Below are 13,840 nucleotides of genomic sequence, written 5' to 3'. Positions count from 1 at the left end.
TTAAATGCAAAATATAAACAACTATTTATCACTACTGTTAGCTCAACAAAAAACCGAGATTTTAGAACTAGCTTTGGAGTTAAAAATCTTTAAATTAATAGAAGAGAATATAAATACAATTTTTATAATCTCTTCAAAAATAAATATAAATGAACATAAAACAAAAATATTATTAGATAGTTTAGTTTTTATGGAACTTTTGGACATAAATCAAGATAAATATCTCAATACAAAATTTGCTAAAGAATCTTTTATTTATGGAACTTCTTCATATTGTGGTGATGTTTTTTTACATAGAAAACAGCTAGCTGGAAATGGTAAAAAAATGATGAAATCAATGTTTGAAGAAAAAAAAGAGTTAGAAGAAATAAAAATACCAAAACTTTGGGCAGATGCTTCAAAAAAGTTTTTAAAACAAGAACAAAAAAATTTAATCGCTCCAATGGCAGTTGATATTATAAAAAATCTAAAAGAGTTTTCTAGCTTAAATAACATGTTAGATCTTGGTTGTTCTTCTGGAGTTATTGGTTTAGAAATTACAAAAAATCATCCAAATGTAAAAACGACTTTATTTGATTATGAAGAGGTTACAAACATAACAAAAGAACATATAAATGAGTACAACTTGCAAAATAGAGTTTTTGTTTTAAGTGGAGATATTGAAAAAAATGACATTGGGAAAAACTATGATTTAATTTGGTGTAGTAATATTTTCTATTTCTTTAAAGACAAAAAAGAGGTAATAAAAAAGATTTATGATGCTTTAAATCCAAACGGTATATTAGTAAGTTGTCATGTTGAAATCGATACAAAAAATAGTCTTGATGAGAATAGTTTTTTTACTTTTTATCTTTAAATTTACAAGGTAAAAATATCTTAAAACCTATGGAATTATCTGATATATTTCAAGAAGTTGGGTTTAAATCAATAAATTCATACACAACATATAAAACACCTATGACACCAAGTCAAATTCATATTTGTAAGAAGTAAATTATGAATCAACTAACTAAAAAAAATATTCTGTTTTCAATTTTATTTACAGCAATTTTAACTCCTATGATTTTTTTTGTCATGGGACTTCCTATGATTTTGCAAATAAAAGGTTTTGATGCATCATTAATTGGAATTTTTCAATTAGCAGGTTTACCAATGATATTTAAGTTTTTAATGTCTCCACCAATAGATAAAATAGTATTTGAAAAAAAACACTATAAAAAATGGACATTTTATATAGGAATATTATATATTTTACTTCTAACTATAATTAGTTTTTTATCTTTAGAAAATAGTATTTATCCTGTTTTTATAGCTATTTTGATAACTGCATTTATTTCAACTTTTATGGATATTCCACTTAATGCTTTGGCTATAAAAACTTTCACAAAAGAGCAAAGTTTAAGTGCAGGAAGTTATAAAATAAGTGCTTATAGTATGGCATCACTATTAGGTGGAGGAATCTTTTTACTTGTTTTTAATCATCTTGGTTGGAACTTAACTTTTATTTTAATGGCTCTTTTGGTTCTATTTTCATTATTTGCTTTGTATTTTATAGAAGAAAATGATGAAATAATATATGTAGAAAAAATCTCTTCAAAAAATATAATCACTTTTTTCAAACAAAAAGATATTGGTATTTGGATTTTTATTTTAAGTTTTTATTTTGTCTCAATAAGTGCTCTTTGGGTATTTATGAAACCATATTTGATTCACAAAGGTGTAAAACCAGATGATGTAGCTATTTGGGTTGGAATTTATGGAAGTTTTATAGCTATTTTAGGAGGAGCTTTAAGTAACTATATTGGGAAAAAGTTTTCAAAAAAAAGTCTACTTATTATTTTTATGTTTTTTAATATTTTTAGTACAAGCCTTTTGATTTTTATTGAACAATATAATCTAACATTTTATTATCTAATCATAAGTGTTACTTTTATAGCTTTAGCTATTGCTTTATCATCAGCTATAATTTTTTCTATGATTATGGATTATTCAAGAAAAAAATCACGAGCTATTGATTATTCAGTTCAATCAAGTATTTTTTCATTTACTAGAATAATTTCTGCTGTAATTGCAGGAATAATTGTTTCAAATTTTGGTTTTGACAAAATGTTTATTTTTGAACTATTTTGTTTAGTTTTAGTCACTTTTGTTATCTATAAAATATATTAAATTTTAATTAAGTTAGATTAAAAAACGATTCTTAAATCTCATAAGATGCAACTAAGTTGCAAAAAAGTATTATTCCAATTTGCAACTTAGTTGCAATAATATTTACATATAAAAGGAATATAATGAAATCTAATATTAAAGCTACAATAACTCTATCATTTATATTAGCTTCTGATTTAGCTTTTGCACAAAATATCGCTTTGCAAAAAGTTACAATAGAGGAGAAAAAAGAGATAGAGACCAACACTATGCAAATAAATATGCAACAAGTTGAACAAAGTCAAGCAAACTCTTTTAAAGAGATACTAAACAACAACTCCTCTATTGAGATTGGTGGTGGTGCTATAAATGTACAAAGAGTCTATTTAAGAGGAATTGAAAGCTCTAATTTAAACATATCACTAGATGGTGCAAAACAGGGTAAAAATATGTTTCAACACAGAAGCAATGAGCTTGGAATAAATCCTGATTTACTAAAAGTTGTGGATATAAAAACATCAAACGATGCTTCAAAAAGTCAAGCTCTTGGTGGAAGTATACAGATGAGTACAAAAGATGCACAAGATTTTGTAAAAGGTGATAAAAAAAGTGGTGCAATTTTAAAAATAGGATATAACACAAATGCAAATCAAAAACATGGATCTCTTATAGCCTACTCTGTTTTTGAGAATAATTTGGGAGCTTATGTTAGTGTTAGTGGATTAAATAGTGATGATTATAAAGATGGTAAAAAAAATAAAGAGATAGCAACAGCCTATAAAGATAGAGATTATCTATTTAAGCTTAGTTTATTAGATTCAAATAATCATGATTTAAGATTAACTATAAATCAAAATGAGAATAGTGGTAATACAAGATGGAGAGGAACAGAGTATAGACCAAAACCTGAAGAGCTTGAAAAAATAGTTTCAACTACTACAAATTACACTTTAAATCACACATATAATCCAAACAATTTAGTAAATTTAAATACAAATCTAAATCTTACAGATATAAGTTTAAAAAGAGAAGAGCCAAAAAATAATTTAAACATTAGATTAGATGGAACAAGAGAGTATGAAAATAGAAATATTGGATTAAAAGTTCAAAATCACTTTGATTTTGATATATCTTCGACAACAAATAGAGTATCTATTGGGGCTGATTATCAAAAAGAGCATGGAAAAGGTAGTTTTGAACCACATAATTTAGATAAAGTTGTTACAAAATACTCTAATTTAGATTCAGAAAACAAAGCTTTATTTTTTCAAAATAGAACTACAATTGGTTCTTTAGGCTTTGATTATGGTTTAAGATATGACTACTATACTTTTGAAACAGGACTTGGAAAACAAAGTGATGATACATTTTCTCCAAATATTGGTATTGATTATGAAGCTACACAAAACTCTTTGATTTATGCAAACTATGGAAAAGCTAGTAGAATGAGTAGTATAATTCCATTTACTTGGGCACTAAACACAAAAATTGGTTCAACTTACTCAAAAGATTTAAAAGCTGAAAAATCAAATAGATATGAACTTGGTTATAAATATAGTAAAAAAGATACTTTTTTAAGTGATGATTATCTATCTTTTAATGCAAATATTTTTCAAACAAATATTAAAGATTTGATTGTATCGGGTGCAATTGGTGGTGGAAGTGGAGAAGGTGGAAGAACTTTAGAAGATATTTACAACAAAAACGATGAGTTTAAATCAAAAGGTTTTGAACTAAAACTTATATACAACTACGATATTTTTTCAACATCATTTGCTTATACACAAATTGATACCAATGCAAAAAATATGGATACAAATGGAACAATTTATAATGAAGATCAAAATATAAGAAGAGTTGGTGGATACGATAGCAAAAAATTTGTTTTTAATGGTGGGGTTGAAATAATAGAGAATTTAAATATTAACTATATTTTAAATGCAGTTGCCAAAACTGATGTTTTAGATAGCAATAATAATGAGATAAGAAGAGCTGGTTATACAACTCATGATATAAATTTAGAGTATAAATTAAAAGATTGGACTCTATTCTTTGCTATTAATAACTTAACAAATAAACAATACGCAAAAGCAACAACAATATCTACAAAAAATCAAGCAGATGTTTATAGATATGAGATGGGAAGAGATTATAGATTTGCTCTTAAATATGAGTTTTAAATTGTTTGAGACATATAAGAGGTCAATTTATTTGCCTCTTTAATTTTATCATTTAAATAATTTTTATCATTTGTATCTTCGGATAATTAAGCAATATTTTCATTTATAATCAATGCCATTTGTTTAAATTCATCATTACTTGAAAGTTCTATTTTATTTACTTTTGTTTTTTTATCATTTAAATATTTAAAAATACTTCAAGTTTTACCTCTTTTGTCTGCACAATTGCATCTGTATATGCAACCGTAGAGTTATTTAATATAGTTTTATACCCTAAAATAAAAATTGTATCTATAAAAAATAGCAAAAAAATCGATTTATCTAAAAAGTAACAAAGGAACCTTTGATTTTAAAATCATATTTGTTGTAAAACTTCCAAAAATTGCACTTCTAAATCTATTATGGCTATATGCTCCCATAGCTATAATATCAGCGTTTATGCTTTGTTGATAATTTAAAATAGCTTCTAATTTATCTCCACTTAAAGATAATATTTCAGAATCTATATTTGCATTTTTGAATATCAAACTAGCTTCATTTAAAACTCTATTTGAATCATTTTTATCACTATTTACATTTACAATATATCTTTTTGTATTTGGAAATATTGGATTTTTTACGGCAATATCAATAGATTTTTTAGCATAAAGACTCCCATCATATGCCATTAAAATAGATTTTATAGGTTTAAATTCACTATTTACAAGCAAGATTGGAATATTTAAAGTTCTAATCAGCTCCTCAACATTAGATCCAATATCTTTACTATTTTCGCCATTTAAACCAATAATTGCAATTTTTAAATCACTTCCTAACTCATCCAAAGTTTCATATAAAGTTCCATGTCTTTGAAGAGTTGTAAAATTTGAGAAATTTTTTGATTTAACATACTCTTGCATCTGTTTTAAAATAACTTTACCTTTTAAAATCTCCTCTTGACTTCTTTTAGCATCTTCATCAACTAACATCTCAAGTAGTACATCTTTTGCACCAAAACCAATATTTCCTGAAAAATCAACTAGATTTGAAATTTTTGAATGTTCAACTACATTTAGTAAAACAAGAGGTAAATTAAGATTTTTTGCTATAAAAACTCCATAATCACAAACTGCTTTTGAAAAATCTGAACCATCAATGCAAACTAATACTTTATTCATTTACTCTCCTTTAATTACTTTTTCTATCATTTTTGCTTTATCATGAACACCAAATCTATCAATTATAGTTTTACTTGCTTCATTTTGTCCAACAACTTCAACAATAGCACCTTCTCGTCTTAGTTTTATTACTACTTTATCAAGTGCATAAACAGCAGAAATATCCCAAAAATGAGCTTTAGAAACATCAATAATTACTCTATCTAAAACCTCTTTAAAATTAATGCTTTCATAAAATCTATCGGCACTATTAAAAAATATTTGTCCTACAAACTTATAGGTTTTAACACTTTTATCTTCATTATATGAAGTTTCACAAGACATAAAGTGTGAAATCTTATTTGCAAAAAATAGTGAGGCAAAAAGAACTCCTGTTATTACCCCATAAGCTAAGTTGTGAGTATAAACAGTTACTATAACAGTTGAAAGCATTACAATATTTGTAGAGAGTGGTAGAGTTTTTAGATTTTTTATTGAAGCCCAATCAAATGTTCCAATAGAGACCATAATCATAACTGAAACCAAAGCAGCCATAGGAATAATAGAGATAATATCACTTAAAAATACAACCATTATAAGTAAGAAAAAACCAGCTATAAATGTAGATAACCTTCCTCTTCCTCCTGATTTTACATTTATAATTGATTGTCCAATCATTGCACATCCAGCCATTCCTCCAATACAACCAGATGCAATATTTGCAACTCCTTGACCTCTTGCTTCTTTTGTCTTATCCCCTTTTGTATCAGTTAGTTCATCAACTATTGTTGTTGTCATAAAAGTCTCTAGTAATCCAACAACTGCTAAAGAGAGAGAGTAAGGCAATATAATCCATAAAGTTTCTAAATTAAAAGGAACATCAGGCCATAAAAATATAGGTAAAGTATCAGGAAGTTCTCCCATATCCCCTACAGTTCTTACATCCCAAGCTACAAAATATACAAAAATAGTTAAAACAACAATTGTAAGCAAGGCAGATGGAACTATTTTTCCTATTTTTGGAATATATGGAAATAAGTATATTATTCCAAGACCTGCAATTGTTAAAGCATAAACATGCCAAGTTACATTTGTTAGTTCTTGAAGTTGAGCCATAAATATTAAAATTGCTAAAGCATTTACAAAACCAATTACAACAGCTCGTGCGACAAAACTCATAAGCTTAGCAACTTGCATATATGCCAAAATTATTTGAATAACACCTGTCAAAATTGTAGCTGCAAGTAAATATTGAAGACCGTGTTCTTTTACAAGAGTAACCATTAAAAGTGCCATTGCTCCAGTTGCAGCACTAATCATTGCAGGTCTTCCACCAACAAAAGATATAACAACTGCAATACAAAATGAAGCATAAAGTCCAACTTTAGGATCAACTCCTGCTATAATTGAAAAAGCAATTGCTTCAGGTATTAGTGCAAGAGCTACTACAAGACCTGAAAGAGTATCACCTTTTATATTTGAAAACCATTCATTTTTGTTGAAATATCTTTTTATCATATAGTTCCTTATCGATTTAAATTAAATGAAAGTTAATTTTATTGAAATAAATAAAAGGCAAGAATTGTACTAAAAAAAAATTAAGCCCCCTTTAATAGATTTACTAATGCTTTTAGCTACTTTTGATATAATCGCTTCAAATAAAATAAATTTTTAACTATTTAAAAGGATTTAATTTGAGAATTTTATCAGGAATTCAACCCTCAGGAACAATTCATATAGGAAACTACTTTGGTATGATAAAAAAGATGATAGAGTCACAAAATGATGGTGAACTATTTGCTTTTATAGCTTCATATCATGCATTAACTAGTGTAAAAGATAAAGAGTTTTTAGAGAAAAACTCTTATGAAGCAGCAATTAACTTTTTATCTTTAGGAATGGATATTGAGAAATCAACTTTTTGGATACAACACGATGTTAAAGAGGTACTTGAACTTTACTGGATTTTATCAAATCATACTTCTATGGGATTATTAGAGAGAGCTCACTCATATAAAGATAAAACTTCAAGAGGAATTAGTGCAAATCATGGACTTTTTTCATATCCAGTTTTGATGGCTGCTGATATTTTACTATTTGATTCAAATATTGTTCCAGTAGGACGTGATCAAATACAACATGTTGAGATGACAAGAGATATTGCAATATCGTTTAATCATGCATACAAAAAAGATATTTTTGTTTTACCAACTGCAAAAGTTGATGAAAATGTTGCAACAGTTTTAGGAACAGATGGGGCTAAAATGAGTAAATCATATAACAATACAATTGATATGTTTACAACTTCTAAAGAGCGAAAAAAACAGGTTATGAAAATAGTAACTGATTCAAAAGAGCTTGATGAGCCAAAAGAGTGGCAAAACTGCAATATTTATAATATTTCAAAACTATTTATGTCTACAGATGAACTAAAAAATTTACAAAAAAGATATGAAACACCAGGCGAAGGTTATGGTCACTTTAAACTTACACTTCTTGAGAAGATAAATGAATATTTTAAACCTTATGAAGAAAAAAGAGCAAAACTTTTAGAAAATCCAAAAGAAGTGAGAGATATTCTATCTTTTGGAGCAAGTAAAGCAAGAAAAATAGCAAGTGAAAAAATAAGAGAAATTAGAGATATAGTTGGCTTAATTTAAAACTATAGTTTTTTAATCTATTATTTCAAAAAATTTTTTAAAGGAGCTTTATGTATCATAGAATTAAAAATATCGTAGATAGTTCATTTTTCTCAAAGTTTATTATCTATTTGATAGTTTTAAATGGTATTACAATGGGTTTAGAGACTTCAAAAACTTTTATGCAAAGTTATGGAGCTTTTACAACTTTATTTAATCAAATTGTTATTACGATTTTTACAATTGAGATTGCTTTGAGAATTTATGTTCACAGAGTATCTTTTTTCAAAGATCCTTGGAGTCTGTTTGATTTTTTTGTTGTAGCAATATCTTTAGTTCCAACAAGCTCAGGATTTGAAATACTAAGGGTTTTAAGAGTTTTAAGGCTATTTAGACTTATAACTGCTGTTCCTCAGATGAGAAAAATAGTTTCAGCACTAATTAGTGTAATTCCAGGAATGTTATCTGTAATTGCTTTAATGACGCTATTTTTTTATATTTTTGCAATTATGTCAACACAACTTTTTGGAGAGAAATTTCCACAGTGGTTTGGAACATTAGGTGAGTCATTTTATACTCTATTTCAAATTATGACTTTGGAATCTTGGTCTATGGGAATTGTACGACCTGTAATGGATGTTTATCCTTATGCTTGGGTTTTCTTTGTTCCTTTTATATTTGTAGTAACTTTTGTAATGATAAATTTAGTTGTAGCAATAATTGTTGATGCTATGGCTATTTTAAATAAAGAAGAGGAACAAAATATAATAGATGAGATACAATCTCAAGACAATAACATAAACAAAGAGATTAAAGAGTTAAAAAATGAGATTAGTGAACTTAAACTTTTACTAAAAAATCATTTAGAAAAATAAAAGGATAAACAGATGATGGATGCAATAAATTTAAAAAACTATTTTTTCTATTTTGCTAGTTTTGTAATAATTATTGCTGGAGTTAAAATGGCAAGCGAAGTAGTAGTTATACTATTTTTAGCTATTTTTATATCTTCTATATTCTCATCTGTTTTAAACCTATTAAAAAAGAGAAAAATACCAAAAATAATCTCATATTTACTTTTAGCTTTGATTGTTTTAATAGTTGGATTTATGTTTGTTTATGTAGTAAATATATCTTTAAAAGATTTTTTAACAAATCTTCCACTATATGAGGAGAAATTAAAAAATTTAATTTTAAACTCTATACATCTTATGCAAAATTATGGATTTGAAATAGAGATTGATAGAGCAAAAATAATGGAAGCCCTAAATTTTGGCTCTTTTTTTGGTCTTACTAAAAATGTTATTGGAAGCATAGGAGCTTTTTTATCTCAATTTTTATTGGTAATTATTGGAGTTGCATTTATTCTTGCAGAGTCAAAATCTTTTCAAACAAAACTAAAAGTAATATTTAGAAATAATGCAAAAAATCTTGAACACTTTAATCTCTTCTCATATAACATTCAAAAATATTTTGTAGTTAAATCTTTTACAAGTTTTCTTACAGGATTTATAGTTACTTTGATGCTAATGTTTTTTGGAGTTGATTATCCAATATTGTGGGGAGTTATAGCTATGCTATTTAATTTTGTTCCAGTTATTGGTTCAATAATAGCTTCAATTCCAGCAATACTTTTAGCTTTGATGAATCTTGATATTGCATCAACTATATGGGTAATTGTACTTTATATGGTAATTAATATATCTATTAGCAATATTTTAGAGCCAAAACTTATGGGAAAAGAGCTTGGATTATCACCTTTAGTAATATTTTTCTCTTTAATTTTTTGGGGTTATATTTTGGGAATTGTTGGAATGTTTTTGGCAGTTCCAATTACTATGACTCTAAAAATAGCTTTTGATTCAAACTCAAATAGCCGTTGGCTTGGTATTTTAATGTCTAATTTATCAAGAAAAAAATCTAAATCTAAATCTTAATATAAAATAGTTTATTTTAACTATTTTATATAATAACCTTGATCTAAATTTGTAAAAATAATATCTTTAGGGAGTTTCTTTCTAAGTCTTTTTACTAAACTTCTTATAGCATCAATAGTTTTATACTCTCTATCATAAACTACATCTTCAATTAAACTATAATTAACTATTGAACCTCGATTATCTACTAAAAGATTTAAAAACTGTTTCTCTTTTTTTGTAAGCTCTATATCTATATTTTTATATGTTAATTTTTTTAATTTTAAATCAAAAAATAGTTCATCTTCAAGCTTAAATAATTCACCACTTTTATTATATTTTTTCAATTTAAAAAGTAGCTCTTGAGTATTAAAAGGTTTTTTAATATAGTCATCACAACCCTTTTTATAAGCCTCCTCAATTGTACTTATATCAATATTTGCACTCATAATAAATACAATAGAGTTTGAATTCTCTTTTTTTATTCTATACATAAGCTCAATTCCATTTAAATTTGGAACAAATATATCTAAAATAAATAGGTCATAATTACTATTTATACTATCTAAAGCAACCTTTCCATCATAGAAACAATCAACTAAAAAAGATTCACTCTCAAGCATATCTTTTATTGATTCATTTAAAGAAAAATCATCTTCTAATAAAAAAACTCTCATTTTAATTCCCCTAAAAATTAATATTCGTTGAAAATATATCTAAATATATTTACATCTTTACTCTCAACCTCTATCGTAAAATTATACTTTTTACAAATATCACTTACAATTGCTAATCCCAAACCATGACCTCCAGTCGTTCTGTTCTCTCTATTATATTTTTTAAAAATATTTTTAGGATTCTCTATTTTTTGTCCAATAGAGTGAAACTCCAAAATATTTCCTTTTAATACTATTTTAATAATACTTCCAACTAAAGAGTACTTTATTGCATTTGAAATATTATTATCAATCAATCTATTTAACTCTATTCTTCCCATCTTTAAATATAAATTATTATAAACAATCAGTTCTATTTTTCTATTTTGACTATTTGCAATGGTATCAAAATATTTTACTCTACTTTCTAAAGCTCTTTGAAGATTATTCTCTACTATTTCATACTCTATTTTATCTTTGGTGTGCAAAAAAGTCATATCTTCATATGAGTTTTCAAGAGTTTTTAAAGCTCCATTTATCTTTAAAGAGTATTTATCACTTCCATAAAGTTTCTCTCTTAATTGTGTATTAATTGTAATAATTGAAAGTGGTGTATTAATTTCATGAATAGAGTGTGCTATGAATTTATCTTTATAGCTTAAAAGAAGCTCAGTATTTCTTAAACTATATATTAAATAAATTGCAAAAGTTCCTATTATAAATGAGAGAAAAGATACAACTCTTAGATAAAAAATCTTCTCTAAATAGACTTTTTCATCAAAAACTATACAATATAAAATCTTTGCATCATCATATATTGGACTTGTTTGAACTAAATTATAAACTTTAAACTTTTTATCTTCATCTATCTTTTCAAAAGTAACAAAACTTTTATCTCCCAAAGTGTTTAAAAGCTCTCCACCTTTTTGAAATCTTTGTTGCAAATCCATAATTGTCTGTTTATAAGAGGGGATAGATTTAAATGCAAAATTACCTACATAATCATTTGATATTATATAAGCTATTGAGCTTGTTAAACTATCTTCACCATTAATTAACTCTTGAATTGCTTTAAGCTCTTCTATAAATCCATCATAAAAATATATTATTGTAAAATATCTTCCATCATCAAGTTTTGATACTGTATAACTTATAAATTGCAAAAACTCATTTGAATATTCAGGTATTACAACTCCTATTTTGTTACTCTTTAAATAGTTTAAAAAACCATTTTTTGCTATTGATAAATTTGTACCAATATCATAAAAAAGTGAGCTATCCTCTATTTTAAAACTACTATCTAAAATATAGACTTCATATCTTGAACTATTTTTTTCATCTAAAATATTTTTTATATCTATAACATCTAAACCTTTTTTAAATAATTTTAAAGCATCTTCATGACTACTTTTTATTGAATCTTTTTTTATATGATACTCATTTAAAATTTTTGTTAATAAAGATGAACTTTTATCTTTGATTTGAAAAAAAATTATCTCCTGATTTTTATTATTATTTATCTGAAAGTTCTGAAAAATTATAAAATAACCGACCATAGTAATGATTAGAAAAATCAAAATGTTTAAAAAAAGGACTGTCGATGGTTTTGGCAGTTTTAAATTCATATTTCCTCCTGAAAGTTCAAAATTCTACAAAAATAGAGCTTTAAATGAGATTTTGACATTAGTTTGACATAACTGTTTGTTATTATTCATCTGCCAAAATATTAATAGACAAGGAAATAGCTTTGGAAAACTTATTATTTTTTGACAACTCAGTTACTTTTTTTAGGTCGGGGCTAAAAATTATTATTTCATTTATTGAAGAAGAGTTTGATGAAGATGATGGCGACGGTTGGATAAAGCTTTAATATTTAATTAATTGAGGCATACCTTATTCTATATTCATCTAATTATAAAAGTGGCTTGAATGCCACTTTTTTTATTCTATTTTATCTTATTAAGCGCAGTTTGAAGTCTTTTAAATCCTTCATCAATCTCATTTTTAGATATTGTTAAAGCTGGAAGAAGTCTTAATGTATTTTTACCTGCTTTTAAAACCATAACTCCAGACTCAAATGCTGTTTTGATTAAAAGTGACAAAGTATCACCATCTTTTACTCTTAATCCTCTCATAAGCCCTAGTCCAATGTTTGATATAAAAATCTCTTTATTATTCTCATATAACTCATCTAATTTTTTTGTATAGTAAATAATAGTTTCATCTAAAGTTCCACTATCTTTTAAATCCTCTAAAATATCTAAAACCTCTAAAGCAGCTGTTGTTACAAGATAGTTTCCACCAAAAGTGCTTCCATGATCACCAGCACTCCATATATCTTTATGTTTTGTTAAAACTGCTCCTATTGGAACTCCACCACCTAAACCTTTTGCTAAAGTTATAATATCTGGTTCTATTTCATATAAATTTGAAGCCAAGAACTCTCCTGTTCTATAAACTCCAGTTTGTACCTCATCTATTATTAGTAAAATATCATTTTGTTTTAAAAACTTCGCTAACTCTTGAATTTTATCTTTTGGAAAAGGAAAAACTCCACCCTCACCTTGAACAAGCTCAATCATCACTGCAACTGTTTCATCATCAATAGAGTTATAAATATCATCAATAGCACTATTATATGAGAAGCCTTCTGGGTATGGAGCAAATTTACTTTGGTGCATTGAACTTTGTCCTGTTGCTTTTACAGTTGTGATTGTTCTTCCATGAAATGAGTGCTCTAAAGTTATAATTTTATATCTTTTTTTCTCAAATTTCTCTCCATAAGTTCTAGCAATTTTTATAGCACCTTCATTTGCTTCTGCTCCACTATTTGAGAAAAATGTTCTAATATCATAACCACTTAACTCTTTAATCTTTTTTGCTAATTTAGCTTGTGGTTCTATTGCATATAAATTTGAAGTATGAGTTAAATTTAAAACTTGTTCATATATTTTATCTGCAACTCTTTTATTTCCATGACCTACACTACAAACAGCAATTCCTGAAGTAAAATCTATATAATCTCTGTTTTCATCATCATATAAAGTTGCATTTACACCTTTTTTAAAATTAACATAATTTCTTGCATATGTATGAAGAACATACTCTTTATCTAATTTTTCTATCTCTTTCATATCTTTCCTAATTTTTTACAATCTAAAGTTC

13 protein-coding genes are annotated in these 13,840 nt (G+C 26.2%); 7 read left to right on the top strand and 6 right to left on the bottom strand.

Features of this window, described 5'->3' with window-relative positions:
* The first annotated feature begins 4 nt into the window (after positions 1–4).
* The 3 genes from ASKIR_RS01630 (at position 5) to ASKIR_RS01620 (ending at position 4,328) form a co-directional block, all read left to right on the top strand.
* Positions 5–856 carry a class I SAM-dependent methyltransferase gene (locus ASKIR_RS01630; protein WP_170256923.1) on the top strand — a complete coding sequence of 284 codons (852 nt, stop codon included), beginning with the start codon at positions 5–7 and terminating at the stop codon, positions 854–856.
* 140 nt (positions 857–996) lie between these two features.
* Positions 997–2,169, top strand: coding sequence for an MFS transporter (locus tag ASKIR_RS01625; protein ID WP_066352665.1), 1,173 nt, complete (start codon positions 997–999; stop codon positions 2,167–2,169).
* A gap of 122 nt (positions 2,170–2,291) precedes the next feature.
* On the top strand, positions 2,292–4,328 hold the full coding sequence (locus tag ASKIR_RS01620; protein WP_115588387.1) for a TonB-dependent receptor domain-containing protein: 2,037 nt from the start codon (positions 2,292–2,294) through the stop codon (positions 4,326–4,328).
* A 178-nt stretch (positions 4,329–4,506) separates the two neighbouring features.
* Here ASKIR_RS01620 and ASKIR_RS10375 read toward each other — a convergent pair whose 3' ends face one another.
* The 3 genes from ASKIR_RS10375 to ASKIR_RS01610 are packed head-to-tail and all read right to left on the bottom strand — an operon-like array spanning position 4,507 to position 6,982.
* Entirely contained in the window at positions 4,507–4,635 is a 129-nt protein-coding gene (locus tag ASKIR_RS10375) for a hypothetical protein (protein WP_257122386.1), read from the bottom strand.
* A 10-nt stretch (positions 4,636–4,645) separates the two neighbouring features.
* A complete protein-coding gene (locus tag ASKIR_RS01615) occupies positions 4,646–5,485 on the bottom strand; it encodes a universal stress protein (protein WP_066162640.1) in 840 nt (279 codons plus the stop codon).
* Positions 5,486–6,982, bottom strand: a complete 1,497-nt coding sequence (locus ASKIR_RS01610; RefSeq protein ID WP_115588386.1) for a SulP family inorganic anion transporter — start codon at positions 6,980–6,982, stop codon at positions 5,486–5,488.
* A gap of 176 nt (positions 6,983–7,158) precedes the next feature.
* Here ASKIR_RS01610 and trpS point away from each other — a divergent pair, with 176 nt between their 5' ends.
* The 3 genes from trpS to ASKIR_RS01595 are packed head-to-tail and all read left to right on the top strand — an operon-like array spanning position 7,159 to position 10,040.
* Positions 7,159–8,124 carry a tryptophan--tRNA ligase gene (gene trpS, locus ASKIR_RS01605; RefSeq protein WP_066352684.1) on the top strand — a complete coding sequence of 322 codons (966 nt, stop codon included), beginning with the start codon at positions 7,159–7,161 and terminating at the stop codon, positions 8,122–8,124.
* Positions 8,125–8,174: 50 nt separating this feature from the next.
* Positions 8,175–8,978: an ion transporter gene (locus ASKIR_RS01600; RefSeq protein ID WP_066352685.1), complete on the top strand. Its 804-nt coding sequence runs from the start codon at positions 8,175–8,177 to the stop codon at positions 8,976–8,978.
* Positions 8,979–8,990: 12 nt separating this feature from the next.
* Complete coding sequence (locus ASKIR_RS01595) at positions 8,991–10,040, top strand: AI-2E family transporter (RefSeq protein WP_228137911.1); 1,050 nt, start codon at positions 8,991–8,993, stop codon at positions 10,038–10,040.
* 20 nt (positions 10,041–10,060) lie between these two features.
* Here the strand turns inward: ASKIR_RS01595 and ASKIR_RS01590 are convergent, their stop codons facing one another.
* Together ASKIR_RS01590 and ASKIR_RS01585 are read right to left on the bottom strand one after the other, a co-directional pair.
* Entirely contained in the window at positions 10,061–10,696 is a 636-nt protein-coding gene (locus tag ASKIR_RS01590) for a response regulator transcription factor (RefSeq protein WP_066352688.1), read from the bottom strand.
* 17 nt (positions 10,697–10,713) lie between these two features.
* On the bottom strand, positions 10,714–12,231 hold the full coding sequence (locus tag ASKIR_RS01585) for a sensor histidine kinase (RefSeq protein WP_164966860.1): 1,518 nt from the start codon (positions 12,229–12,231) through the stop codon (positions 10,714–10,716).
* A gap of 191 nt (positions 12,232–12,422) precedes the next feature.
* Here ASKIR_RS01585 and ASKIR_RS10370 point away from each other — a divergent pair, with 191 nt between their 5' ends.
* The gene (locus ASKIR_RS10370) at positions 12,423–12,545 is read left to right on the top strand and encodes a hypothetical protein (RefSeq protein WP_257122387.1); all 123 of its coding nucleotides are present in this window, start codon (positions 12,423–12,425) and stop codon (positions 12,543–12,545) included.
* A 76-nt stretch (positions 12,546–12,621) separates the two neighbouring features.
* On the opposite strand, the gene ASKIR_RS01580 is transcribed toward ASKIR_RS10370, so the two are convergent.
* Positions 12,622–13,809, bottom strand: coding sequence for an aspartate aminotransferase family protein (locus ASKIR_RS01580; RefSeq protein WP_066162657.1), 1,188 nt, complete (start codon positions 13,807–13,809; stop codon positions 12,622–12,624).
* Positions 13,810–13,840: the final 31 nt, after the last annotated feature.

This window comes from Aliarcobacter skirrowii CCUG 10374 (assembly GCF_003544835.1).
Taxonomy (GTDB): domain Bacteria; phylum Campylobacterota; class Campylobacteria; order Campylobacterales; family Arcobacteraceae; genus Aliarcobacter; species Aliarcobacter skirrowii.
This window is presented reverse-complemented; position numbering and strand designations above follow the sequence as displayed.